The 24,762-nt window shown below is 36.3% G+C and carries 24 protein-coding genes and 1 pseudogene; 6 read left to right on the forward strand and 19 right to left on the reverse strand.

The features are described 5' to 3' along the window. Positions 1-127, reverse strand: a pseudogene (locus MF4640_RS19115) (transposase); the annotation flags it as partial. 126 nt (positions 128-253) lie between these two features. On the opposite strand from MF4640_RS19115, the gene MF4640_RS15550 reads away from it, so the two are divergent. Then, on the forward strand, positions 254-2,842 hold the full coding sequence (locus MF4640_RS15550) for an AAA family ATPase (protein ID WP_078390162.1): 2,589 nt from the start codon (positions 254-256) through the stop codon (positions 2,840-2,842). 214 nt (positions 2,843-3,056) lie between these two features. Here the strand turns inward: MF4640_RS15550 and MF4640_RS15555 are convergent, their stop codons facing one another. Continuing rightward, entirely contained in the window at positions 3,057-3,704 is a 648-nt protein-coding gene (locus MF4640_RS15555) for a recombinase family protein (protein ID WP_078390163.1), read from the reverse strand. Between the two features lie 170 nt (positions 3,705-3,874). Between MF4640_RS15555 and MF4640_RS15560 the strand changes: the two genes are divergently transcribed. After that, positions 3,875-4,711 carry a hypothetical protein gene (locus MF4640_RS15560; RefSeq protein ID WP_078390164.1) on the forward strand — a complete coding sequence of 279 codons (837 nt, stop codon included), beginning with the start codon at positions 3,875-3,877 and terminating at the stop codon, positions 4,709-4,711. A 217-nt stretch (positions 4,712-4,928) separates the two neighbouring features. Here the strand turns inward: MF4640_RS15560 and MF4640_RS15565 are convergent, their stop codons facing one another. The 17 genes from MF4640_RS15565 to MF4640_RS15645 form a co-directional block, all read right to left on the reverse strand. Then, positions 4,929-5,390: a hypothetical protein gene (locus MF4640_RS15565; RefSeq protein WP_078390165.1), complete on the reverse strand. Its 462-nt coding sequence runs from the start codon at positions 5,388-5,390 to the stop codon at positions 4,929-4,931. 61 nt (positions 5,391-5,451) lie between these two features. Next, positions 5,452-6,093: a type IV secretion system protein gene (locus tag MF4640_RS15570; RefSeq protein ID WP_078390166.1), complete on the reverse strand. Its 642-nt coding sequence runs from the start codon at positions 6,091-6,093 to the stop codon at positions 5,452-5,454. Next, complete coding sequence (locus MF4640_RS15575) at positions 6,090-8,801, reverse strand: type IV secretion system protein VirB4 (protein WP_078390167.1); 2,712 nt, start codon at positions 8,799-8,801, stop codon at positions 6,090-6,092. The genes MF4640_RS15570 and MF4640_RS15575 overlap by 4 nt, the downstream gene beginning before the upstream one ends. An 11-nt stretch (positions 8,802-8,812) precedes the next feature. Beyond that, on the reverse strand, positions 8,813-9,106 hold the full coding sequence (locus MF4640_RS15580) for a TrbC/VirB2 family protein (RefSeq protein ID WP_078390168.1): 294 nt from the start codon (positions 9,104-9,106) through the stop codon (positions 8,813-8,815). Between the two features lie 10 nt (positions 9,107-9,116). Further along, entirely contained in the window at positions 9,117-9,827 is a 711-nt protein-coding gene (locus tag MF4640_RS15585) for a lytic transglycosylase domain-containing protein (RefSeq protein WP_078390169.1), read from the reverse strand. 44 nt (positions 9,828-9,871) lie between these two features. Continuing rightward, on the reverse strand, positions 9,872-10,072 hold the full coding sequence (locus MF4640_RS15590) for a hypothetical protein (RefSeq protein WP_078390170.1): 201 nt from the start codon (positions 10,070-10,072) through the stop codon (positions 9,872-9,874). A gap of 21 nt (positions 10,073-10,093) precedes the next feature. Then, entirely contained in the window at positions 10,094-11,611 is a 1,518-nt protein-coding gene (locus tag MF4640_RS15595) for a type IV secretion system DNA-binding domain-containing protein (protein WP_078390171.1), read from the reverse strand. Then, entirely contained in the window at positions 11,608-12,855 is a 1,248-nt protein-coding gene (locus tag MF4640_RS19915; protein ID WP_078390172.1) for a lytic transglycosylase domain-containing protein, read from the reverse strand. Before MF4640_RS19915 ends, MF4640_RS15595 begins: the two co-directional genes overlap by 4 nt. Before the next feature lie 79 nt (positions 12,856-12,934). Further along, positions 12,935-13,387 carry a hypothetical protein gene (locus tag MF4640_RS15605; protein ID WP_078390173.1) on the reverse strand — a complete coding sequence of 151 codons (453 nt, stop codon included), beginning with the start codon at positions 13,385-13,387 and terminating at the stop codon, positions 12,935-12,937. Between the two features lie 3 nt (positions 13,388-13,390). Continuing rightward, on the reverse strand, positions 13,391-13,720 hold the full coding sequence (locus MF4640_RS15610; protein WP_078390174.1) for a hypothetical protein: 330 nt from the start codon (positions 13,718-13,720) through the stop codon (positions 13,391-13,393). Continuing rightward, positions 13,689-14,726: a P-type DNA transfer ATPase VirB11 gene (gene virB11, locus MF4640_RS15615; protein ID WP_078390175.1), complete on the reverse strand. Its 1,038-nt coding sequence runs from the start codon at positions 14,724-14,726 to the stop codon at positions 13,689-13,691. Before virB11 ends, MF4640_RS15610 begins: the two co-directional genes overlap by 32 nt. A gap of 15 nt (positions 14,727-14,741) precedes the next feature. Beyond that, on the reverse strand, positions 14,742-16,121 hold the full coding sequence (locus tag MF4640_RS15620; protein ID WP_078390176.1) for a TrbI/VirB10 family protein: 1,380 nt from the start codon (positions 16,119-16,121) through the stop codon (positions 14,742-14,744). A 1-nt stretch (position 16,122) separates the two neighbouring features. After that, a complete protein-coding gene (locus tag MF4640_RS15625; RefSeq protein ID WP_078390177.1) occupies positions 16,123-16,860 on the reverse strand; it encodes a TrbG/VirB9 family P-type conjugative transfer protein in 738 nt (245 codons plus the stop codon). A gap of 11 nt (positions 16,861-16,871) precedes the next feature. Continuing rightward, a complete protein-coding gene (locus MF4640_RS15630) occupies positions 16,872-17,660 on the reverse strand; it encodes a VirB8/TrbF family protein (RefSeq protein WP_078390178.1) in 789 nt (262 codons plus the stop codon). Next, the gene (locus tag MF4640_RS15635) at positions 17,660-18,760 is read right to left on the reverse strand and encodes a type IV secretion system protein (RefSeq protein ID WP_078390179.1); all 1,101 of its coding nucleotides are present in this window, start codon (positions 18,758-18,760) and stop codon (positions 17,660-17,662) included. The genes MF4640_RS15630 and MF4640_RS15635 overlap by 1 nt, the downstream gene beginning before the upstream one ends. A 7-nt stretch (positions 18,761-18,767) precedes the next feature. Continuing rightward, entirely contained in the window at positions 18,768-19,187 is a 420-nt protein-coding gene (locus MF4640_RS15640; protein WP_078390180.1) for a hypothetical protein, read from the reverse strand. Next, a complete protein-coding gene (locus MF4640_RS15645; protein ID WP_078390181.1) occupies positions 19,174-19,545 on the reverse strand; it encodes a hypothetical protein in 372 nt (123 codons plus the stop codon). Before MF4640_RS15645 ends, MF4640_RS15640 begins: the two co-directional genes overlap by 14 nt. 1,614 nt (positions 19,546-21,159) lie before the next feature. Between MF4640_RS15645 and MF4640_RS15655 the strand changes: the two genes are divergently transcribed. The 4 genes from MF4640_RS15655 (at position 21,160) to repM (ending at position 24,537) form a co-directional block, all read left to right on the forward strand. Further along, a complete protein-coding gene (locus tag MF4640_RS15655; RefSeq protein WP_078390183.1) occupies positions 21,160-21,396 on the forward strand; it encodes a hypothetical protein in 237 nt (78 codons plus the stop codon). A 20-nt stretch (positions 21,397-21,416) separates the two neighbouring features. Next, positions 21,417-22,121 carry a ParA family partition ATPase gene (parA, locus tag MF4640_RS15660; RefSeq protein WP_078390184.1) on the forward strand — a complete coding sequence of 235 codons (705 nt, stop codon included), beginning with the start codon at positions 21,417-21,419 and terminating at the stop codon, positions 22,119-22,121. Then, the gene (locus MF4640_RS15665; protein ID WP_078390185.1) at positions 22,121-22,522 is read left to right on the forward strand and encodes a hypothetical protein; all 402 of its coding nucleotides are present in this window, start codon (positions 22,121-22,123) and stop codon (positions 22,520-22,522) included. The genes parA and MF4640_RS15665 overlap by 1 nt, the downstream gene beginning before the upstream one ends. Positions 22,523-23,589: 1,067 nt before the next feature. Further along, complete coding sequence (gene repM, locus MF4640_RS15680) at positions 23,590-24,537, forward strand: replication initiation protein RepM (protein ID WP_078390188.1); 948 nt, start codon at positions 23,590-23,592, stop codon at positions 24,535-24,537. Positions 24,538-24,762: the final 225 nt, after the last annotated feature.

Genomic DNA, 24,762 nt, shown 5'->3' on the forward strand with positions numbered 1-24,762 from the left:
CAGAGTCAATCCGCTCATCTTGTGGAATCTGATTAAGTAAATCACCAAGCACCTGTGAATCACTGACATTATTGGTTGTAAGCTGAACTGCTCGTATTTGTAGGGTTTTAGCATCTATACCAATATGGGCTATGTTTAACCTTCTATCACATCAAGATAAAAAACGTTTATTAGAAAATGAACAGAATTTCAACACCAACGATTAAACATTTGTTATTGTTAAAAATAATATTATTTCACTTTAAGATAAAAAATGGAATTTAAATACGATAGCTTTGAAATTTGGCTTAATGAACGTCCTAAATGGTTGCAATCTGCGGCTTGTTTTCTTATTGACAACAAACGATTGCCTAATGAACAAGAGATTGATGCGTTAGCAAGACTATGTCTTTCAGAAGCATTAGGAAAAGAAGCAGAATATTCAAACATAAAAGCAGGAGCAATAGTTCAAGCCGCACAACGCCCTATACTTCGTATCAACAAAATTTTCAATGTCATAGGTGTCAATGCAATTAAGTCAGGAGCTTCTCTTAATTTTGGAGATAAGAATCATCTGACAATTATTTATGGCGCAAATGGTACAGGAAAAACTAGTTTTTCTCGTCTTTTAAAACAAATGTGTGGTTCCAAAGTTACAGATGATCTTTCAAGTAATATATACCTAGAAGATATCCCACCAACATCTGCTCAAGTAGAAATTTCATCTAATGGGGCTAATCAAAATATTTGTTGGGAACCTCAACACGGAACTTTACCTCTTTTACGTCATATTCATATATTTGATTCTAAAACTGCTCAAATTTATATGGGGAAAAATGAAGCTACATATGAACCAAGTCGAATGCGCTTTATCTCATCACTTATAATCATATGTGACAAAGTTTCAAATAGTTTGAATCAAGCTAGAAATCAACAAGTCTGTTCATTGCCTACAATACCTCAGCATATACAGCTAACTGAATCTATCTCATGGTTTAAATCACTTAAGGCAAATACTAAAGTAGAAGAAATTGAACAGAAATGTGTATTTTCCAAAGAGCTTGATGATGAAAGAATTAATATTGAATCAGCACTATCTCAAAAAGATATTATTGGTCGCTTAAATACAATTAGTCAGACTAAAACAACATTAGAAAGAATATCTAATAATATTAACCGACTGAAGAATGGATTACTTGAAGAAAAAATTCTCAATATTATTAACGCAAGAGTAGATGCTGATCTAAAGCGTAACATTGCAAATGTCGAAGCGAGGAATGTTTTTGAAAATTCCCAAATAGATGGCGTGGGGCAAGAGGCTTGGATGTCATTATGGAAATATGCAAAACTTTTTTCAGAGCAACACGCATATCCTAATAATAGTTTCCCTTTTGTTGGTGAAGGTTCACATTGTGTTTTATGCCAACAAGAGCTTAATACTACTGGAAAAGAACGTCTTAGTCATTTTCAATTATATGTTCAAGGTTCTTTAGAATCTGAGGCAAAAAATTCTGAAAAAATAAGAGATAACTTAATTAAAGACTTACCAATCTTACCATCAGAGCATGACTGGATAGTCCAAATGAATTTATTAAACATCTCTGAAAATGATGCTAAACAATATCTTGCGGAATTAAAATCTAGATATGAAGCGATTAAACAAGTATCAGATATAGCGATTGTACCAGTCTTTGAATGGAGTTCTATTGAAACCTCTCTCGATTCTTTAGTAAAGGAAATCAATACAGAAGAAAAGACTTTACTAGATTTACAGCAAGATGGTCATAGGCAAAAACTTGAAAATAGATTAAAAGAATTACAAACAATCCAATGGTTAAATCAAAATAAGTCAGCTATTTTGAATGAAAAAACTAGGCTAATTAAAGTTGCAGAACATGATAAAGCCATCAAATTAACAAGTACTAATTTACTAACTAAGAAAAATAATGAATTAGCACAACTTGAATTAGATGCAGGATATCAAAAACGCTTTGAAGAAGAATTAAAGAAATTGGGCGGAAATAGGCTCCCAGTAAAACCTGAAAGTAAAAAACAAGGTAAAGGCAAAATTACGTTCGGATTAACATTGCAAGGCAATAATGCCACAATTCCAGCAGAACGGATATTAAGTGAAGGAGAAACAAGGATTGTTGCACTAGCAGCATTTCTTGCTGATATAACAGGGTCAGGTCAAAATTCCCCATTTATTTTCGATGATCCAATTTCGTCATTAGACCAAAGTTTTGAAGAAAGAGTTGTCATGCGATTAGCAGAACTTGCTAAAGATAGACAAGTTATTATCTTTACTCACCGATTATCACTTTTATCTTTAATAGAAGCTGCTGTGAAAACGATGAAAGATAAGGCTAGTGAACATGGCCTTCCTGCCCCTATTACTGCCAATACAGAGACGTTGAGGAAACTTGGAAATGATGCAGGTATTGTTGCAAAACTTAGTTTACGTGATGCTAAACCTGCAAAAGCAATTTCAAGAATTACAGGTGAATTTTTACCACAACTTAAAAAACATTTTGAAAATGGAGATGCTGATCTATACGAAAGAGAAGCTAGACAAATTTGTAGTGAATTTCGAATACTTGTAGAAAAATGTGTTGAAAGTATTTTATTAAATGATGTTCTAGTAAGATTTAGAAGGGATTTACAGACTAAAGGACGACTATCAGCTCTTACTAAAATACAATCTAATGACTGTAATTTGATAGATGATCTGATGACAAGATATTCTGTCTATGAACACTCTCAATCAGATGAATTACCTTCGCCTTCTCCAGATCTTTCACAAATTGAACTTGATGCGAAAATGTTATCAGATTGGATTAATGAGTTTAGTACAAGGAAGTAAATTAGATACGTATGATGAAATATTGAATCATTTTTTATGACTTATTTGATTATATTTTGATCTAATTTCTCTATATTTTATGACTAAATTTATGACTAAAAGAAAATATAAAATAAGCCTTTAAAAATAAAGGCTTACTAATCTAGTCATAATATTGGTCACATCTTTCACCAAGGTTAAGTATCATACTAAAGCTATTTTTTTGTCAAAAAGGTCAATCAGATTGTGGGTCAATTTGCTTTGAATACTTATTTCTATATCGAGTTAAAGTCATATAGGACACACCATAATCTTTAGCTATTTGGGTAAAAGAGTATGAATCATCCTTGTTTTTAAGGGTCTGAATTAACTCATTTAATTTTTCACCTTCAATAGCAGGCGATCTTCCCTTGTATTTACCTTTCTTTTTTTTGGCTAACTTTATGCCTTCAGCTTGATTCTCTTTGAGTATCCCTCTTTCCAGTTCAGCTACAGCGCCTAAAACATGAAGTTGGAACTTATCAAATTTGTCATCGGAATTGGGGGTGAAGTTCAGATTGTTTTTAATAATAGTTACTGATACGCCTTTGCTGTTTAGTTTCTGAATGATGGTCACAAGATCAATTAAACTTCGTGCCAGTCTAAAAACATCATGTGCGTACACAATATCGCCAGTACGGACATAATCGAGCATTTCCTGAAGTGCAGGGCGCTTGGCAGTTTTTCCGCTAAAGTGATCAATGAAAACTTTATCTAATTTAAATGGTAAATCATGAAGCTGTCTTTCAGGGTTTTGGTCTTTGGTTGATACACGAACATAACCCACCCTTTGAAAAGGCGTGTTGTTAATTTGATCTTCAATATCTAAATTATCTGTTTTCATTTTGACTCTAACAAAACTCTATAACCTCAATGTTATATCACATTAGATTAACAAAATAACCCTATTGTTATAGGGTTTTTGGGGGTATTACTGTATAACAATAGGGTATACCCTATAGTGGTATTTTCTAAAAAATCTGAATTTTTAAGAATTGAAAAAACAGGTGAAAAATGGACGTAAAAATAGTTAGCAGTTTAACTAGCAGCCTACTGATTGCTAAAGATGATTTTGTCGAACAGGACGGCTATATAGATAAAAAGATTAAAGTAAGTGGTAAGCTCAATTTAGTATTGTTTCGTCAGAGCCGAGATTGCCTTGAGCTAATTAATGTTACTGAAAATGAAATGATGCTCGTAAAGCAGGTTACAGATCATGACCCACAACAGTCAGAAGATATTGCCTTGCAAATTTATAGTGAAGTTAAAGAGCAATTATTAAATCTTGAAAATAAGATTGTGGACGATCAAGGAGCATACAAAACTAGCGAAGTTAAGAACTTCAATAATCAAGCTGATGAAGCCCAGTTAAGCCGTAAGGAATTAGAGTTAGATAAGCACGAAATAACTAAACAAGTCCGAATACAGCTAAAAATAGAAGGTAAATTGGGTGCGGATTTTGCTAAGTCTGCAAATGGGCTATCAGTTGCTCAAGGTGACTATATCAAGCTGAATGAAGCCTACAGTCAAAAAGACGGCTTATTCAAAAGCACTAATTTACCTAAAGACGCTGAAATTAAAATTACAGGTCAAACTACTAAAAAAGGTGAAACCTATGCGACAGGGATTTATAGCAAATCGAATGTAGAGTTAAAAATTAGAGAAGTAAAAGCCCGCTATGGTGATCAGTATGTAAAACGCTATATGAACAATCCTGAAGTGAAACAGGTTGTAGATCAAAAGGTGACAGCGCAGCAGAAAACATTTAAATCTTTATCTGCTTCAAGGATACATGAACTAAGCCAGTCAAACCCAAAGCAAGATAAGCCCACTTCAGGCATGAAAATTTAATATTGCAGCAGAAAAGAATAAAAAAAGCTTATTTAGTTCACCATAGAACCGTTTTAGCATGTATGGACTTGCAACTTCATTGCTTGGTCCATACTTTGCCAAAACTCTTACAGGGAAAGATCATATTTCGATGCTTGGTTAAGACTGCAAGTGTGCAGTCTTAACCAAGCATCTACTTTATTAAATAAATTAAAGGGATTGGGAGGGGAAAAGGTTATCAATAGTTAGGGTTTTTTTGGCGTAAAATCTTCAATTCTTCTTTGCTAATCACTTCGTTATTAACGATCTTGCTTTCAATTGAGTTGATTTTATCGTTTGAATTTACGGCTTTAATATAGTCTAAATCAGCTTGGCTAAGTTCAGGCATGATTTCACTAGCTTGATAAATGACTACAGGTTTTTTGACTGGTTCAGATTGAATCTCTTTTGTTGAGTTCTTAGCTTCAGGGGCTTTTAAAGTTTTTTGCGTAGTTGTGACCGTATTTATTAAAGGGCTTTCAGGTGCTTTAGAAACTGATACGGTTTTACCATCGGTTTTAACCTCTATTTCGCCTTTTTTAGTGGTCAGTGATGTATGCTTAATTTCTATAGCAACTGGCGTTTCTGTGCCATTCTGTGTTGTTTCAGCGTATGTATTGAAAGCGATTAGGGCTAATACAGGGATTATGATTTTTTTCATGGATAATCCTAAAGTTTAGACAAAAAAAGCTAACAATCTGAATTGTTAGCTTGTGATGAAATTAGTTACCGAACCACGATTTAAAGCTTTGTGTGCTGGTCACACCGCTTGAAGCATTGTTAGATGCTAGGTTAGTTTGAACAGCAGATAATTTAGCACCAATCGAGTTGATATAACCTTGTTCAATAGCAATCGCATTCGCTAAGTCTTGAGCTTCTTTAATATTGCGGGTCGAGTTAATTTTGTTCTTTAGTGTGGTTAAGTTTGCGACATGCTCATTTAAAGCATTGTATGAAGCGTCACTGAAAGCAAAGCCAGTCTTAACCGTATTGTAGCTTCGTTTGTATTGATCATTGCCTAGCAATTGATTCATACCATCTGAACCAATGGTAGTAAGCACTTTGTCATAAGTCTTTTGAGCATTACCAAATGAGCCAGTTTTTTGATTGGCTACAACGTCTTGCCAAGAGCCTGAAACAACGCCTTGTACATTCTTAACGCCTGAAGTTCCGATACCACTATTACCAGTTGTACTTTCGTACTGTTTCTTCATGATCTCGTATTGTTGTTGCATTTGAACCAATTGTTTGACCATATTTGCAACGGCTGTCGGGTCGAATACAACGTCCCAAGCGTTTGCTGTATTAGCAGTAAAGGCTAAAGCAAAAGCTACAGCCGACATTTTTATTTTAGTCATTTTCATGATTTCACCCTTTCGTTAAATTCGTGTACCCACTGGGAGTAGGTCAAGTTTTCATCCTTACTCAATATTTCCTCAAGAATATTGTGTCTTAACTCATTGCCTGAAAGTATCGGGATAATTTCAGACATATTGCTTAAATCTAATTTGCTAATAACTGAATCATGCGAGTTTTTAATCATAAATTGGCGTAAATAAGGCGGTGTATTCACAACCCAATCAAATTCTGCTTGAGTACAGCCTAAGCCATTATTTTTGTCATTACCCATATATGTAGCGACATTCGCTTTATCATTTGGCAATAGAATTGATGTTTTAAACTGCCCGATCAGATCGTCATCTCTTGTAATGACTTCAGGCGTTGGCGTAACAAAGATCATCATACCGTTACGTCTACGGTACGTGGTTAGCATGATTTTAAGCCATGCTAAGTTAATCGGATTGCTGATATATCTTTGACCTTCTTCGACAACAACAATAAAGGGCTTGCCCTCAGACATGGATATATCAATTTGATGGAAGATATACATAGACATAGCGCCTAACACCACATCATTATCAATGACATTTTTCATTTCATAGCCGAAAATTCGAGCGCCATCAATTGAGAAATTGTCACTTTCATTGTCAAAAATATTGGCATAAACCCCATCATTAACCCATTTTGACATGCGTTCAGCCATGTTGTTATCTTCAGCCATACCAAACAAGCCAATAAAGTTTCTAAGCCGTCTAAGGTGCTTTTCATAGCTGTAAACAGCATCTACAACGTCTTTGATCTTGTTTTCTTCAGCAGTGCTTAAAGGCTTTGGATTACCATTATCGTTGTAGTCTTGAGCCATAAAAGAAAATAGATTTCTTAGAAATAAACGGTTTTGTTCCGTGTCATCTAACTGCAATGGATTCCAACCAGTTTTAACCATTTCACTTAAAACAGTATGTCGCCCACCCATGCTTTTAATCCAAACTGAAGCTGAATACTCAAAATCAAAATGAAAAATATAAGGCTTAAACTTATCTGAAGCAGTCAGAAGCGTATTAATTACAGTAGTCTTACCGCCACCAGTACCAGTCGTGATACGAGTATGACCTACATCATGTTCATGGAAATTGAAGTAGTAAGGCGTATTACTTGTCGTTTTAAGCTGAATAACATTCTCACCCCAATGGTTGCCATCTTTTTTGCCAGTAGAACTATTGTGCATACTGGCAAAGCCCGCAAAGTTAGTCGTGTTAATAGTTGCGGGTCTTTGGAGTAAGTGATAGTTGCCAATCAACATAGAGTAAAAAGTAGGTTCAGAAATTAAATCTTCTTTTTTAGGTATCATGTGATTGCGCTGAAATGCCCCGCTAGTTTTCTGCATTGCTTCTTTAAATTCAGATGGGGTCTTAGAGGTAACTAAAACATTTAGTGAATAAATGCCGTTTAAAATGCGCCCTGAAGCTAAGTCATCAATTGCTTGGTTGATTGCTTCAATTTGTGATTCTGACTTGTCTTGAGCATTCTTTAATTGGTTCTGACGAGTTGTACTCATGCTGATAGATTTGCGTCTGTCCATCATCATGAAAGTTTGAGCAATAATTAAAGGATGATCAACTTTTAGAAATTCATCTAACATGGTGTGATCGCTACCCTCTGGATAGCTAGGGGTCGGCAAACTATAAATCGCCCCTGCTGTTAATTCACCGCTTGGATGATAAAACTTAATAGTTCCGTCAGGTGCGAAAACTCTACGTGTATAGCCTAAGTAGTTTCTAATTTCAGTTGGATGAAGCGGAATTTCAGCTTTTTCTAAGTTTAGTAAATAACCGAGAAAATTTACTGTTTCAGAATATAAAACGCTATCTTTTGAATAAGTGCCTAACTGTCTTGGGTTCGCATCTTGGAGATATTCTTTAAACATGCTCACAGCATTATTTAATTCAGCAATCATCTGTTCTTCATTATCACTTCTGAAAAACAAATTTTTAAGACGAGTTAAAGGCGGGTCGCTTGGGTTGGATTTTCGGACAAGTAAAGACACATAAATATCATTTTGAAACATGCGTTCATTAGATAATTTTTCATAATATTTTTGGTTAAAACTATCTGAAAATTCATTACCATTTTTAGGCGGTATTTCGGTTGTAACTTCGTGGCGATCATAATAAACACTAACAACAAAGCGAGAGCCAAGTTGCTTAAACATATCTGCACGATATTTTTTTAAATTCTTTAATTGAGCATAGCTTTTAGTTTCATACGGAAAGCCAGTAATTTTTAGAACTGTGAAAATATCACCATTAACCAGTTTAATATCATGTTCACTAATTGGGCTTAGATAAGGTAAATTATTGATTTCCATTTGTTCAGCACCCGCTATTTTTTTTTGACTATATTCAATATTTTCATCGGTAGCTTTTGCGTGAGAATCAAAACTATAACCGCCAAAAACTTTAGTTCGCTGTAGTCTACGTTTGGTCGAAAACCATAAATATTGAATCCCTCTATCTTCTTGGTAGGTCACTACAACCAACAATAAATAGGTTATACCTGAAATGATTAATCCTAATTTGAGGTTGCCTGCAAGTGCTAAAAAGCATGTAGCAAAACTACAAATTAGAAAAAAATAAGCGAAAATATCTACAGGTATATTTGCCACCCTTGCAGTTCGGGCAAGACCCGCAAACAGCAAGTCTTTTTCTTCGATTTTTTCAGTAGTTTTGCTCATGGCTGACCTATTTAGTTAAAGAAGAAATTACCAAGATCAGGGGCAACGAAAACAAGGATACCTGCAACGATTAAACCGACACCCCAACGCTTAACTTTTTCATTACCACCACCAAGCAGTGTGATTGCCAAACAAATAACACCAGTCACAAAAGCGACTGCTGCGATAATGACTAATTCATCATTAAATTGGTTAAGCTTTTGAGCAAACTTTTGACCAAACGCTGCATTTGCCAATTGAGCATAAAAAACAGCAAATAAGAAAATTGCAGATTGCTTAGGATTAACTTTTTTTAAAAGATTCATAATCTATTCCTTAAAATACTTGGACGTATTGACCTTTGTTAAGAGTTTGAACAAACGATGCTTGTTGTACATTCTGTTCATTACTTGGTTGATTATTTACACGCAAACGTACAGGTTCAGATTGTGCTGAATAGCTATTGTTTTGTGTGTTTGGAATTTGATTTGCGGAGTATTGCGGGTACTGATTTTGTTGCCATGAAGCAAGAACAAGGATGTCACTTTTTCGACTGGCTTCAGTAGGGTGATTATCTGCTGTGTAAGTTTTAAATGAACCACCCCCATTTAGTGTTTGGTATTTGCTAGACACAAGGCGTACATAGTTTTGAGTTTCACGGTAAGGAGGAATGCCCCCAAACTTTTCAACTGCCCCATGTCCTGCATTGTACCCAGCAATCATTTTTGTAAGATCACCATTAAACCTTTTGTTCAGGAAAGCGAGATACCGAGTACCCGCAATAATAGACTGTTCAGGTTCATACAATCGGCTAGGGTCTACGCCCATTAAACGAGCAGTAGAGGGAATGACTTGCATCAACCCTCTAGCATCTTTATGTGATCGAGCATTTGCCTTGAATGCGCTTTCTCTAGCCATAATAGCCGTTACTAAATTAGGGTCTAAACCATTGGCTACAGAGTGTTTGTGAATAAGATCACTATAAGGTGACGCATAAACAAACAGTGGTGTACTGCAAGCTAAACCGATTATAAGTTTTTTAAACATTGTCATTATTCCTTATAGAGTTATAACAGTATAACTCTACTAGCTTAATCTTCAAATGGTCTATTTGCAAAATTATGTTTCTCTTTAAAAAATTGATCTAAAGCTAATAAATAAATTAGATTTTTAGTAAGTCTGCGATTCTTAAATTCTTCAGGGACTTTTAGTTCACCACGTTTATATCTCAAAAAGTGTTCGTCCATTTCTGCGGAAAATTCATCACTTACATAAAGTTGTTCACGTTTCATAAATTGTCCCTAAAATTAGTTTTAGACAGCTAAAAAAGAATCCGAAACTTTAGCATAGGTACGGTATTTCATAGTTACTAAAGTAGGGGGGTAATGTCCTGAAAACTTCATATAAAAGTTGAGAGGTTTAAGACTGCTTATTTCTTCAGCTTTAACTACGTTCTCTTTTTCTTTCACAAGTTCAGGTCTTGAATCTTTATTAGCAGATTTCATTTTTCTTAATACTTCAATTGCACCGAAAGCTTTTTCATATTCTTGAGGTGTATAAGTATCTTGAGCATTAACAGCACAGACACCAAAAGAAGAAAAACAACCACGCAAGGTAATAGAGAATTTATCACCATAGATCGTGATCAATTGCGCTAGACTTTGAATGCCTGCCAAAGCAATTAGTCTATGTTTACGCCCTTTTGTTAAAACTGCTTCGAGATATGATAAACGGTTCAAAGAGCCGAGTTCATCAAGGCAAAATATAAAATCAGAGTAATTGTCAAAGTCAGATAATAAAGAACTGCAAATAACGTCAGTTGCACAGCTAACCAATGGCTGCAATGCTGTTAATTGATCTTCACGCCAAGTAATAAAAATATTGCCAGTACCCTGCTTTAAATAATCCCTAAATGAAAAATCACCAATTCTAGAATGGGTGTGAGGGCTTAAATATGTAGTGACAATACTACGTAAAGTTCCGACTAATTCAGAGTTACCAAGCAAGCTATAAGCTTGCGTACCTACTAGAAATTCTTTGAGTTTATCGTCACTTGAAATTAATAAAATTTCTAAAAATTGTTGGGTCTGCTGTTCCCTAGTTATTTCATTCATTTCTAAAACTTTGGTCATTGCAGATTTAACAATAGTACGAGCCATCGTATTAAAATTTTCGTGATTTGCGTCTGAAGATTTAGGAATAATTGTCATTGAATAAGTTTCAATGTCATAAGAATTTTGTACTTCATTAAGCACTGACCAATTGACTGATCGAGCATCAAAAGGGTTAAAAATCACATCACCTTTCTTAGCAAATAAACTCGCATAAGTTCCGTTAGGGTCAATCACAATTAAGCGGGTTTTACTACGAGAATCAGCAACACAAGAATCTAAAAAATCACTGATTGAAACTGATTTACCTTGACCAGTACCACCAGTTAAAAGGAAGTGTTTATATTTTAAATCTTTAGGAACTGGCATACCGCAAAAACGGATTTGATAATCTTTTTCTTTGGTCATTCTTTTTAATTTGAATGGGCTTACTAATTGCAAGCCCCGAAGAACACGAACGTATCTTTCGCCCCCAAAAGGTGTTTTATTATTTTGAAAGTAAAACCAAGCCAAAACACTACTAATAACTAAAGCCAACAACAATATTAAAACGTATAAAGGCGTTTTAAACGTCAAGGGAATTGCATAAAGAATAGCTTGAACTTTATTATCTTTTGGAATAATAAAAAACTTCGGTAAAAAAATAAGCCATGTTGTAAGCATTGTGATTACAACAGCTAAAACAGCGTGACCGAAGATTTTTTGCGATTGATCATTCATTTCACTGTCCCCAAGAATTTTTGAACCGCTTGATGGGAAGCGACCTTATAAGAATCCATACTTGACTGCATCATGAGCATGTTAGCTTTAAGTTTCGCTTGATTTGCTATCAACATACTGTTTTCAATAGCAAGGGCATTCGCTAGGTCTTTTGATTGCTTCAATGTGTTGGTTTGTACTTCAGCCAATGACTTCAAGTTTTGCATGTTGCAATTTACTTGCGTCCAAGCTACTTCAGCATCTACATAAGCTGTATTTACACGGCTTGCAGTTATGTTTTGAATCTGTGCCAATTCTTTGCTTGCATATACGCCAGTATTGGTCGCAATTTGACGTTGCAATTCGTTGTAGGCGTTTTGCTCTTTAGGTGTATTGAAAATATTAGTCGGTTGAGCATCAAAGCCATTCGGCAATTCAAAGCCTGCAATTTGCATCACATTGGTAAGAAGTCCTAACCCTGCAAGTCCTTTAGTCACGCTGTCATATTGCCCTTTCAAGACTTGAATCTGCCTCATTAATTCTTGAACTTGTAGAGCTGCATCGGCATTTTTTGTTGGGTCAAAAACTGTTTTACCTACTCCACCAGTTACAGGGGGAATAGGCGGGAGATTGACAGGCGAATCAATATCGACTTGTTCTGCTTCAGGAAGTTTTACAGGCTTACATGCGCTTTGCGTTTCTAGTTTGGCTTGAATTTTTTTCTGATTACTATTTTCTATGCCAGTGGTCACAGGCTTGCCACCTGAAGTAGACCCGCCCTTAATTACGTTGCCACCAAAATATGAACCAGTACCGCCATAGTTTCTGTAGAACTGGGCGATCTTAGGCACATAGTCTTGCGTTTCTTTAGGCATAATTTTTTTATTGCCTTTCAGATACGAACGTAAATTACCCATGCCCCAGTTATAGGCATAGAGTGCATGGGGCATGTTGCCGAATTGCTGATTTAATTGCTTCAGGTAACGAGTACCCGCATTAACATTTTGTGTAGGGTCATTGGGATTGGTAACGCCCAAAGAACGAGCCGTTGCGGGCATAAGTTGCATTAAGCCTTGAGCGCCTACGCCTGATTGAGCAGTATTATTATGCGAAGATTCTTTTTGAATTACGGCATGAATTAAAAGCGGGTCATATCCATATTTAGCTGAAGCTGAAGTAACAATATCGTTATAAGGTAAATTTGAAGCAATAGTTGCCCCGCTTAAACCTACCAATATAAGTAGCGATAGTTTCTTTAATTTCATTTTCATTATTCCTCTACCGCAACAGCACACTTTAACCAGGGATGAAATCACCTGTTTAAAGTTGGCCGTTGCTATTTCATCACTTAGCCACAGCCAAACGGCTAGCTAAATCAACTAAGGTTTTATAGTGTGAGCCTTGCTCACCCATTGATAACTCATAGCACCCGCCATTTACCTGAACCCGCATAAAGTCATGGGCTTGGCTTGTATTGTCAGAAATGGTCGGAGAGATAAATAATGCTTTTGCATTGGGGATGCTTACAGGTAATTCACCAAATAAACCCACTCCTTGAGGTACACAAGCAGGGTCAATGCTGTAATAAACTTTCAGATCAGCACATGCTTCGTTTTGGCAATTGGCATCACTTGAAAACTTATAAGTAACATAGTTACCTTGATTGGGAGTTTCAGGCACATACGTTAATTGGTTGACTTGAGCAAATGACTGAAGCACTTGGGTAAATGTCTGCGGTAACTGTGCTTCAGCAGACAAACTAATTAAGGCGCAAAGAGCAATAGTTGTTTTTTTCATGGCTTAGTCCTTTTTAAATTTGTATGCTTGGCTTGGGTTATCAACATCGGTCAGAGTAATAACACCGCCTTTCTGTTCCATCAAAAAAGCATCTTGATTATTATATTGAACAATCATTTTTTGATCTTTCTCTACACTCGACAAGGCAACATCACCCCATGAGTTTTTTAAGGTAACTTGAGTACCTTTATTGGCAACGATAAGCCCGCTACTCATGCCTTGTTCTTTCTCAAATGCTGTTTGATCAATACGATTGTATTGTCCGTCTAAGCCCTTAGATGAGCAGGCAACACTAGCTAAACTAAGCAACGCTAGAAAGATGTGTTTTTTCATTTTTGAAATCCTCATAAGCTTTAAAATAAATAGCTGAACAGCCATAACCGCCTGTTTCTGTTCGTCCAAGTTGAACAATAATGTCTACACTTTGTTTAACAAAAGATTTAACTTGGTCACTGGTTAAAGTCGTGCCTGCCATAAGAACCATGAGCGTTAGACGCTCAATAGCATTAAGTGGGTCATTGGCATGTAAGGTCGCAATTGAACCGCCATGCCCTGAAGAAATTAGGTTTAAATAAGTAAATGCTTCAGCACCTCGAATCTCACCAAGTAAAATGCGTTTTGGGTACAAACGCAGGCAAGCTTCCATTAATGACTGTGCATCGACTTTAGCTTTACCCTGTCCACCTCTTGAATAATAAAGTTGCAGTGTATTTTCATGGGGCGGGCGTAGCTCTTTAGCATCTTCAATTGTGATTAGTCGTTCGCCAAGTGGAATACAGTCATGAATAATTGAGTTGAAAAAAGTTGTTTTGCCTGACCCAGTACCCGCAGAAATAATGATATTTTTTTCATAGCCAACAGCTTTACGGATGAACTCATGAAAGTTTCGAGCTTCGTATAAATCGAATAGCTCTTGCTCTTTTGCTGTGATTTTTGAGAATGGTTCAACCGAGTTTAAAATGTCCTCATAAGCTGAAAATGGCAGACTTAAAATGCTTGGCTTACGAATAGATAAGCCAATCGTCCCGCCAGTTACAGCAGGGTCACGGACAAATTGAATACGGAAAAATAAACCCTCATGTTGTGGTGATGCAATTTGAGCAGAAAGCAAAGGCTGTGCTTCTGAAATTGTTTGATTTGTTTCAGTTGCAATGCCTTCGGCTAATCGCTTCAAAAGTGCATAGGTAAGGTTAGGATTCTCTTTTTTAATCATGTCCCTTGTACCTTTCATAGCAATGAAATATTCCAAAGGCTTATTAACTGAAATTTCAGTAATTTGATCATTATCAAGATCATCACCAAAAGCTTTTTTCAAATCTTCAAGTACAAGGATTGACATAATTAAGCGCCTTTCTTATTGGTTTAAAATGGTTGAAAAGTCCAAGTCTTTAGCAACTAGCACTTTAATGCGTGTGCCATGAGCCACTGTAATAGTTGGAGGAATTGATAAATTACGTTGTAAAACACGGTCAGCTTGATTGCCGAATGAGTTTGCAACTTCACTACGATAAGTCTGTGAAGCATTATTTTGGTCGTTACTACTAACGCCTGCATTACTTACACCCGCACCAATGATGCTAAGTAAAGTTGCTGTTCCGAATATACGTCCGTAGTGGTTATTTACTTTCCCGCCCAAGCCCGCAATACCAAGACTGTTAGTGCTTGGACTATCGAGCATGATTTCTACGCCATTAGGTGTGATTGCACGATTCCAAACTGCCCCGATTTCTGCTTGTCCGTCATTAACAATTGATGAATATTGACCGAACAGACGAGTACCCGCAGGCAGTAAACGATTTCGCCCTTGTTCGCTATAAACATCATTGGTTACACGAGCAATAATGTTGCTAGGTAAATCGCTTTTAACCGCAGTTTCTAAAACTGCATCTACGATCTTGCCTTGTTGTATAAGCATTCTACGATCAGCGTTATAACTTGCATGAGCGATAGGCGCTTTTTGATTAGAAGTGCTTGAATCAAAGCGACCACCCAAAGAACCCGCAGAGTTGTTAGCAATACGTGGATTTACATTGCTTGCACCCGCTTGGTTGCCGTTGGCATTAGATTGTTGTGAAGCCTGCATACCCATAAATAACGGTGCAAGTTCAGGCGGTATGCCTGCCATTGCACTAGCATCACCATTAGGACTAACACCGCCACCTTTACCACCGTTTTCATTAACCATGATTCCAGACTTGTAGCGGGCATTTAAAAGGGCTTGTTCTTTAGCCATAGCATCTTGTCTAGCCTGCTCTTGTTGCATTGCTAGTTGTTGTTGCTGTTCAGCTAATTGACGTTCCATTTCGAGCTGTTCAGGGCTTTTTTCGTTAGGGTTTACAGGGTCAGGGGTAGTAGCAGTTGGAATTGGTTGCGGATTTCCGAATCCGAATCTATCCATGCCAGTATAATTACTGCCGTCCATTCCTGTTACTGGTTTAGCAACAGCATTTTCTACCCCACTTTCTACACGGCTTTCTTTGTTCTTCTGCAACTTCAGATAAACTCCAAAAATTACCAAGCCAATAATGAGGGCTAGTAAGCCACCGAACTTAACCAACTTGCCTATGTCGATATTCTTAACAGAAGTTTTAGGCTTGTTGTCGAAAGCATCTTGACGTTCAAAATCATCTTTAGCAGCTTGTTTTTTTTCATCATGGAAAACATGAGTTTCAGTGCTGAAGTTATCTTGGGTTTTAAAGTCATCGTTAGCCAAATTTTTATTTTCATTTGTCATTTTATTTACCTCCAATCACTTCAGGTTTACGGAGAATACACACGTATTCTTTGCCAAGTCGCAGAGTAAAAGCATCGGTTACTTTCTCAATCACAATTACATCCCCCTCTTGTCTTGAGTTGGTAAGTTCTTCGTATCCCTCACCATTAACCGCATAAACTGCGGGACGAGGTGAGTTTTTCGCAATGCGAATAAATGTAAATTGGTCATCATCACTTACGCCAAGAACTTTAATAGACTTGCTTTTAGTGGAATCCATGCCCCATTTTTTGCTTGTCATAGGCAGTTCACCTAAAGCGGGACGAGGTGCATTTTGTTGAGCCAATAAACGATTAGTTCTATTGGTATCTGCATAGTTAAAGCGCAGTACATAAACTGGCTGTGAGCTATTGAATAGATTGAAGTAATAATTTCGCTTATCCGTGATTACGGTTAAGTTTGTACGGTTCATGCCTGCTTGTGGTTTTTCGGCAGGTTTAATGAATAGACGATTACCTTGTGGGATTATTTGCCATCCAATCGTGTCACCTGAAGCAACAGTTTGGATAGTTTCATTTCCAAACTCCACGGTAGTTGAAATACCAAAAGTCGTTGATAGTTCAACAACGTGGCTTTCAGAGTAAGGAACAACCTTAATACGGTTATCTGTTTTTAAACCAACAGGAATTTGACGAGCAAAAGTTGGAGCTGAAGCAATGCACGTTGCTGTAAGTAATATGCTTATAAGGGTCTTTTTCATATCCGATTACCTTATTGATTATTAGTCTGTGCCACAGGATCAGAAGCAGTGCTTGCTTCAGCTTTAGGCAATGGTTGAGTAACTGGGTTTTGAGTAACTAGCGCATCATTTGATGAATTTTGCGTTAAGTTCCAGTTCTTAAACTTCACGCCAAATGGGTTAATCCAACGATCTTTTACGTTGAGATCGTCAAAGTTGTCAGTGATATAGTCAGCCGTCACGGTATAGCTGTATTGGCGAATTTCAGCGCCTTTAATAACAGTTGTTTTGAAGTTTGCTTGAACTTTTTTGTTTCCAAGAAAATTGACAGCAATAACTTTAGGAGTGATTGAGCCAGTTTCACCAAGTTGGTTGTAAGGTGAGTTTTGATTCATTCCACTAACTTCATTTTCAAAGTCTGTACGGTCTTGACTGTCTAAGAAAATAGAAGCCTTGCTGTACTGTGCAGAAAGTTGGTCTTTACCAACTTTGCCGTAATAGCCGTAGCGGTTACTAATAGTGTCCCAAAAATAAGAGGTCACTAATTTTTCAATAAGTTTAGGGTCAGTAGTTGAATCAAACTTTTCTACACTGGTCATAATTCCAGTTTCAGAATCAATTACAGCAATCATAGGAACTGGTTGTTTTAAAGGCGTTAAACCCTTAATTGCGATACCTTGAGCAATATTACCGATACCTAAAACAGTCGCTAAACCAAGAACCCAAATAGTGATTTTGCCGTTACGATTTTCAGACTTTTTAGTATTGTCTTGAATCTCTTTAATTTGAGCGTCTAACTGCGCCTTTTCTTGTGGTGTCATTAGCGTTTACCTCCACGACCAAAACTTTTAACAGCGTTAGTGCCTGAACTGGTGATACTTGAAGTTGCACTGGTTGAAGCTTCAAACCCACTACCGACTAGAGAAATTGCAATCTTTGGAACAATCCAAAACAACCCCACTACAACAATTAAAACGATAACCATGATGAAAGCGCCAACGAATGTACTGCCGTTCTCATTAAGATTTTGAATGCCTGCGACAACTGAAGTAAGCACTAGATCACAGCTCACAATCAGCAAAAGAAGAACAACAAGAGGGGTTAAAATCGCTTGCAGCCAGTTTGTGGCATATCTGCGAGTTGCAGGGAACATTGCACATGCAAGGAAAATTGGTGCAACGGCAATTAGAATACCGATAATGACTTTGCAGATAATCCAAATTAAGAAGAACAAACCGCAGACAATGCAGGCTAAACCAAAAACTAAGCTATAGATCAGTACGAAAAAGAAGCCCGAAACGACATTGGTAATGCCTGTATCAATATTGCTGAAAGCCAATGCAATAGATTCAAAAATGATAGATACAAAAGACTGCAAAGTAGTTTTTGAATCTGTCCCTGTCATTTCAGTAATCAAGTTAGGTACATCATCGAGGAATACTTCAGCAACGTATGGAAAGAAAGCATCCCATGAAAATACGATTGACCAGATCAATAGCATAATCACGAAAGTTGCTATTACTCCCTGAATTTCTACAGCCATACCCAGCATCATTTTAATTGCTTGGAACGAAATCCAAATAATGATAAAGCCTGCAAAAACTGGAATGATTGGAGCAGTTACTTTCTGATAGTAACCTTGCAAATTATCTTTAATATTTTTATCAACACCCTTGATCAGACTATCAACAACCTTGTCTAATTCAGCCATACCACTTTGAGTAACTTGGGATACATTTTGGGATATTTCATTACCTTTAGAACCTCCATTACCGTTAGGAATGGTTATAGAGCCGTCAGGGTTGCTAACTACAGTGCCATTACCTAAGTCTTGTGGATTGGTAAAGTTATCAACTGCATAAGCAGAGCTAAAGCTAAGGAAACTAAATAGAAGCAAGAAAGCATAGATAATCTTTTTCATAGTGACCTCAACGAATTACGGGAATTTCGGGCGGGTTTTTAGAAGTCTTTAAGAAAAAGTTTTGTGTATCTGATTTTCTTAATTTTCCGTCTGAATAGACAAAACAATCAGTAGCCAAAGAGCCTTCATAACAATATGTATCGTCTTTAACGAATGTTAATACTCCACTTGATTCACCAGTAAATTTAGGCAACTTTGCAGGGTTATATTGGTTCATGTTTTGGATTTGATAATTGACTTTTTTTATTGCGAAATTTCCCTGTTTATCAGCTTCAGAAATTACATAGTAAGAGTAAAAAAATTCAGATTTCGGGGTATGTTCAGGAATCCATACACCTGAAATATCAGGATTAGAAGTGAAACAACCTGTTAGACCTAAAGCGACAACCGCAGAAGCTAGACCAAGTTTAATTTTATTGATTTCCATTTTGCTGTTCTCTCTCATAAGTTAGAACACCGCTTTCACTACCAAGCTTTAGCTTTCCATCTACAAGCTGAAAACAAGCATCGTTAGGCGCACAGAGCAAACCGTTATCAGGTTTAAACTTCATTTCTGTAAAAACGCCTTTAGCTAAAATAGTGACGGTGTAAACATCATTAGTCGTGCTTTTATCAATAATGATTCGATCATTGATAATTACGTCATTTGCTGATTGTGATTGCTGCCCTACTGGGTTCATCCAAACACCCACATAGTCATCCCCTTTGACTTCAGGCACTTTAGGTTCATCAGAACAAGCCGTTAAAACTAAAGCCGTAGCGATAGGGAGTAATAGTTTTTTCATACGACATTACCCCCAGTCTTTACCGCTTTAATCACTTGAGCGAATGGGGCAGATATTTGATTTTCAGCGCTTGGAATTGGTTGATATACACAAGCGCATGGAGATTTTTTTAACCCCTTTTGTGATGATGTATTTGTGGCACAGGCTGTAAGTGCTGTTAGGCTCACAAGGCATATTGTGACGAGGACTTTTTTCATGGTTTAACCTTACTATCTGTAGAGTTATAACAGTATAACTCTATAAGTCTAAAAATAGAACAATTTTACTAAAATCCAACTATTTCAACTGTTTCAAATGGTAAAAAAAAAATAACATTCTTATTATTAAATATTAACATTCAGTTACTTAATTGTAATTTTTTACTATTGGGTATAAAAGCTCGAAAGCTTATCCACGTATTGGGAATGCTTCAGCATAGCCAATACTAAGTAAGGATTTGAGCAATTAACCGACTGTATGCAAGGGCTACCGTTCCCGCAGATACACAGGGCGATAGTTAATTTATTTTTATTTAATGAGAAATAATTAGTCAGGTAATAATGCTTTTTACTTGGTTTTTTAGAGTTATAACTCTCTGATATTTCAACAAATAGTAAACAAAAGCCTTTGATTGATAATAGGAAAATGAGAAATAGCGGACATAGAAAAGCCCCGATAGTCTTGCAACTATCGGGGCTATGTTCTATATTCTTCGGTACACAGTTATTTGATGCCAATAACATCATCTAACGAAGATCATAAGGTTTGGCGACCGTTATGATTTCACCTGAAAGGCTTGTACCTGAACTCTATTATTGCATTTATGAGCAATTTTGCAAGTCATCCAATGAAAAAACTTCGTTAAATTAGTGTCTATTCGTGTATCAAATAAGCGCATTGTCTATTTGCCGAGCTTCGTCTACTTCTGTGTTTTATAAAGCTTTATGTTTGTAAGTGCATTGCCTTAAATGGAATAACAATGGCATAGGGCTTTAAAGACGGTTGGTGTAGCAGGAGGATATAAGTGACGGCAGTATCACCAACGCAAGAGTTAAACACTTAGCCAGTGTAAAACGCCCGCTTGCTGATGAACGCACAATAGGCGGGGACGCAGGGAATACGCTAGGGACTGGTATAAATAAGACGTTGGGGAAACCCTCCTTGAGATTACCGACCTAGTGAGTGAGATAATGCGTGTGCAGGGGGAGCTGTAAGGCTCTAAATACTCACTTGCTGTTATGCCCTTACATTGGCATACAGTGTCGATTGAAAGCGATGTCGGCTCCGACAGCAAAGCTACAACGGCAATATTCAAGATAGCCATTTTAAGCATTTTTTTGCTTAGGCTATCTAGGGTGAATATTGCCGAAATCTGCTCAATCTCACCAACTGCAAGGCGGTTGAAGCGTAGCGAAAACGACTAAGGTTGTGAGGTTGAAACAGATAAGAACTTTATTTTAAAAGCCCCTATTCCAATACCCATATAACTATTATTTATATACAGTTTTATTGATAAACAACTTAAATAACAAACTATTAGACAAATAGAAAATAATTACAAAAGTATCTAAAATACACCTTGATTGTTTTGTGAGTACAAATTAATATAGGTATTAACAAATAGGAGTTGAACTAATGTCTAGAACAACAAAAGGTATGTCACGATCAACCATGATCGGAAACCAAAACAGTGTTAAAGAAGTAGTTAAAGAAGATCGTTTTCAAGCACGTATGAACTATGAAGATAAACAGAAACTTCTGAAATTCTGCAAAGACAATAATCTTAGTTTGACGGATTATTTAATCTCAACGATGGTCGATAATGGTATTTTGCCTGAAGCTAGACGACCAGTTAAAAACATTAAAGATTAATTATTAAAAGGAATAAGAACATGAGTAATAAAACAGAGAAACTTTCTAAGGTAATTGCATTAACAAATCAGAAAGGCGGTGTTTCAAAAACTACTACCTCTATCAATCTTGCTTTTGGCTTGTCATTACGTGGGTATGACGTACTACTTGTTGACGGAGATCCGCAAGCAAGCTCACTTGACTGGGCTACTGTTAGGGATGAAGCAGGTATTGAATTAGATTTAACTGTTATCGGTGTGCCTAAAACAAACCTTGCGAAAGAAGTTGCCAAGCTAAAAGTAAACTATGATTTTGTCATTATTGATGGAGCAGGTCGCCAGTCAGAATTAACACGCCTTGCAATCGTTGCTTGCGATATAGCTATTGTTCCCAATACGACAAGCCCACTCGATGCTTGGGCTACAAAAGCAACTCTACAATCCATTAATGAAATTCAGGGCTACCGTGATTTTTCATCATACTTTTTACTAAGTGGCGTTAAAACAAATACTAAAATTTTTAATGAAGTAAAAGACTGGTTAGCTGCTACTTATCCTTTACCAATTTTAGATACCGTTATCGAGTTACGTACAGCTTATGCACGTTGTTTAGGTGAGGGCTTATCAATATTTGAATATAAAGATGATCATGGCAAAAAAGACAAGAAAGCCATTGATGAAGTTAATGCACTTATTGATGAAATTTTTAGTCGTGAAAACATCATTAAAATTGAGGAAGCCGTTTAATGAAAGCACCCAAAAGCATTGCTAGTAATACTAGCAATGCTCACATTGCGAATGAAAAATCTCATATCGTTAATTCATTGAATTTTGACAAGATTCAAAAAATTGCGATTAACCCTAATTTATACAAAAAAATTGAAAAAGTGGCAGATAAGAGAAAAATTGTATTGGCTGATATTGCACGATCAGCATTAGAATTTTTCTTAAATAATCCGAATGCACCTTATAGTGAAGAATTAAGCAAAGGTAATTCTAAGAAGCTGATTTATACGATTAACCACTTGTTTGATGTGAAGATAGATAAGTTTAAAGCCGATTATGGAATTAATAGAAGTGATCAGATAAGACGAGCTTTATCTGCATGGCTTATTAATGAGAACCTATTAAAGCTAGATGAAGATTAAAGGGTTGATATGAACCTAGACGATTTAAAAAGCAAAGTAATCATAAATAATGAGATTGATCAAAAGAACTTTGATTACTTAACTACACAAGTAGATCAAATTGCAATTGAGTACGCTATAAGTGAATTGGAGAGCCAAAACAAGCGACCCTATCTATCTAATATTTTTAAGCTGCTAGATATACCGCCCCGCCAATAAGTGGGGCTTATTTATCTTTAGAGGTACTGGACATGCTGAAAATTATAATCAAGGTACTTATCATCACTGGCTTTTTAATGCCTGCAATTATTATGTTTTTTTTACCTAATTTAATTGGGACTAAATTTTTTTGGTTCAGTATGGTTGTATTCTGCTTTTTACTTCTGCGGATACGTGGCATTTTGCTACTTTTAGGCATTACTTATGCCAGTCTATCTTCTATGTTTTCCCGCCATTAAAACCGCCCTACCCTCTTAATTAAAACCGTTTTAGCACGTATGGACTAGCAACTTCATTGCTTGGTCCATACTTTGCCAAAACTCTTAACAGTCGGTTGATTGCTCAAAGCTTTACTTAGCATTGTTCATGCAAGCATGATCAATACATGCGTAAACTTTCGAGCTAAGTACAATCTTTTATAGGAAGTGATGTTATTCAAAGAATATATATCTTATTGAACGCTAGATGCTTGTTATACAGCTTTAGGGCTAACATTGATGATCTATACCAAGTTAAAAGTTAAAGAGCCTACAGCAATCAATAAGAAGCATTTAAAGCTATATGAGGTATTAACTTGTATTTGATACACGTAAAACAATAAAAAAATTAATTTAAAAATAAGAATTGGGCTTTTAAGGTTTATAAATACTTTTAAATGTTTTTAGAATCGTTGTGAGCCTTTAAACACAAGGGTTTCAAAGCCTATTCAATGACAGATTCTTTGCTATTCAATGACAGATTCTTTGTTATTCAACGACAGTTTCTTTGCTATATAAAGACAAATACTTTGTTATTTAATGACAACGCTTGTCAATGTCGTTAAAATGACATAGAATATTTATGTCCTTTAGTGTTGAGTGTTATTTGTTATGCAAAATGATTTAGTGGTTAAAGATAACGCATTAATTAATGCCAGTTATAACTTGGAAGTAACAGAACAGCGTTTAATTCTTTTATCTATCATTAAAGCGCGTGAAACAGGTCAAGGAATCACTTCAGATAGTAGACTTCAAATACATGCAAGTGATTATGCAGAGCGTTTTGATGTAACTAAAGAAGCTGCCTACGATGCTTTAAAAAATGCAGTAAATAATCTGTTTGAAAGGAAGTTTTCATTTAAAGAACAAATAGATACCGACAAAGAAATTGTCATTAAATCACGATGGATTTCGCAAATGGCTTATATTCCTCACTTGGCAATATTAGAGGTGATCTTTGCCCCTGCGGTTGTTCCTTTGATAACACGTTTAGAGAAGCATTTTACAAGTTATCAAATCAAACAAATTGCACAACTTACTGGCAAATACGCATTACGTTTATATGAATTATTGATTGCATGGCGCAGTACAGGAAAAACCCCAATATTTGAAATACAAGATTTTCGTCATAAGTTAGGGTTAGAAGATACTGAATATAAAACAATGAGTGACTTTAAAAAACGAGTTATTGACCCAGCGATTTCTCAGATAAATGATTTAACAGATATTCAAGTGAAGTATGAACAACATAAAACAGGTCGAGTAATTACAGGATTTCAATTTAAGTTTAAAGTTAAGGACGAAGCCAAACCGAAAAAAACTACAACCGAAAAAAATAAGGTCGAGGAATTATTTTGCAAAATTAGTGATAAGCAAATCGAAACTTATGCAGCCAAGCTTTCAAGACAACATGAACTAGGTGATCTTGCAGGGAATAAAGACTATCCCGCATTTGCTATCTGGATTGGCAATATTCTAAGAGATAAAGACAGCGTTAGACCTGAAACAGCAAAAAGAATATTTACCGCACTTCATACTTTGACTGACTTCAATAAATAACTATGGTTGAAATGCGGGCTTGCCTTATAAGTCCCGCTTAGGATTGCTTACACATATTGTTTTGTACTCACAAATCAATATATGTATAATATATTTATGGGTATACGGATTTAATGGTTGATGGGGCACCTTTACCCCACCAACCTGATACCATTATCAGATGGTTGATAGATCGACTCCGTAGTTGAGTTCCTCTGCGAAGTCCGGCAGTCCGTAACCGATGGT

The organism is Acinetobacter sp. MF4640 (genome assembly GCF_002018895.1).
GTDB classification, from domain to species: Bacteria; Pseudomonadota; Gammaproteobacteria; order Pseudomonadales; family Moraxellaceae; genus Acinetobacter; species Acinetobacter johnsonii.

What these genes read in the sequence shown, in the direction of transcription:
- MF4640_RS15550 (WP_078390162.1), top strand. Translation starts at nt 254, where the DNA reads ATGGAATTTAAATACGATAGCTTTGAAATTTGGCTTAATGAACGTCCT.
- MF4640_RS15555 (WP_078390163.1), bottom strand. Translation starts at nt 3,704, where the DNA reads ATGAAAACAGATAATTTAGATATTGAAGATCAAATTAACAACACGCCT.
- MF4640_RS15560 (WP_078390164.1), top strand. Translation starts at nt 3,875, where the DNA reads ATGGACGTAAAAATAGTTAGCAGTTTAACTAGCAGCCTACTGATTGCT.
- MF4640_RS15565 (WP_078390165.1), bottom strand. Translation starts at nt 5,390, where the DNA reads ATGAAAAAAATCATAATCCCTGTATTAGCCCTAATCGCTTTCAATACA.
- MF4640_RS15570 (WP_078390166.1), bottom strand. Translation starts at nt 6,093, where the DNA reads ATGAAAATGACTAAAATAAAAATGTCGGCTGTAGCTTTTGCTTTAGCC.
- MF4640_RS15575 (WP_078390167.1), bottom strand. Translation starts at nt 8,801, where the DNA reads ATGAGCAAAACTACTGAAAAAATCGAAGAAAAAGACTTGCTGTTTGCG.
- MF4640_RS15580 (WP_078390168.1), bottom strand. Translation starts at nt 9,106, where the DNA reads ATGAATCTTTTAAAAAAAGTTAATCCTAAGCAATCTGCAATTTTCTTA.
- MF4640_RS15585 (WP_078390169.1), bottom strand. Translation starts at nt 9,827, where the DNA reads ATGTTTAAAAAACTTATAATCGGTTTAGCTTGCAGTACACCACTGTTT.
- MF4640_RS15590 (WP_078390170.1), bottom strand. Translation starts at nt 10,072, where the DNA reads ATGAAACGTGAACAACTTTATGTAAGTGATGAATTTTCCGCAGAAATG.
- MF4640_RS15595 (WP_078390171.1), bottom strand. Translation starts at nt 11,611, where the DNA reads ATGAATGATCAATCGCAAAAAATCTTCGGTCACGCTGTTTTAGCTGTT.
- MF4640_RS19915 (WP_078390172.1), bottom strand. Translation starts at nt 12,855, where the DNA reads ATGAAATTAAAGAAACTATCGCTACTTATATTGGTAGGTTTAAGCGGG.
- MF4640_RS15605 (WP_078390173.1), bottom strand. Translation starts at nt 13,387, where the DNA reads ATGAAAAAAACAACTATTGCTCTTTGCGCCTTAATTAGTTTGTCTGCT.
- MF4640_RS15610 (WP_078390174.1), bottom strand. Translation starts at nt 13,720, where the DNA reads ATGAAAAAACACATCTTTCTAGCGTTGCTTAGTTTAGCTAGTGTTGCC.
- virB11 (WP_078390175.1), bottom strand. Translation starts at nt 14,726, where the DNA reads ATGTCAATCCTTGTACTTGAAGATTTGAAAAAAGCTTTTGGTGATGAT.
- MF4640_RS15620 (WP_078390176.1), bottom strand. Translation starts at nt 16,121, where the DNA reads ATGACAAATGAAAATAAAAATTTGGCTAACGATGACTTTAAAACCCAA.
- MF4640_RS15625 (WP_078390177.1), bottom strand. Translation starts at nt 16,860, where the DNA reads ATGAAAAAGACCCTTATAAGCATATTACTTACAGCAACGTGCATTGCT.
- MF4640_RS15630 (WP_078390178.1), bottom strand. Translation starts at nt 17,660, where the DNA reads ATGACACCACAAGAAAAGGCGCAGTTAGACGCTCAAATTAAAGAGATT.
- MF4640_RS15635 (WP_078390179.1), bottom strand. Translation starts at nt 18,760, where the DNA reads ATGAAAAAGATTATCTATGCTTTCTTGCTTCTATTTAGTTTCCTTAGC.
- MF4640_RS15640 (WP_078390180.1), bottom strand. Translation starts at nt 19,187, where the DNA reads ATGGAAATCAATAAAATTAAACTTGGTCTAGCTTCTGCGGTTGTCGCT.
- MF4640_RS15645 (WP_078390181.1), bottom strand. Translation starts at nt 19,545, where the DNA reads ATGAAAAAACTATTACTCCCTATCGCTACGGCTTTAGTTTTAACGGCT.
- MF4640_RS15655 (WP_078390183.1), top strand. Translation starts at nt 21,160, where the DNA reads ATGTCTAGAACAACAAAAGGTATGTCACGATCAACCATGATCGGAAAC.
- parA (WP_078390184.1), top strand. Translation starts at nt 21,417, where the DNA reads ATGAGTAATAAAACAGAGAAACTTTCTAAGGTAATTGCATTAACAAAT.
- MF4640_RS15665 (WP_078390185.1), top strand. Translation starts at nt 22,121, where the DNA reads ATGAAAGCACCCAAAAGCATTGCTAGTAATACTAGCAATGCTCACATT.
- repM (WP_078390188.1), top strand. Translation starts at nt 23,590, where the DNA reads ATGCAAAATGATTTAGTGGTTAAAGATAACGCATTAATTAATGCCAGT.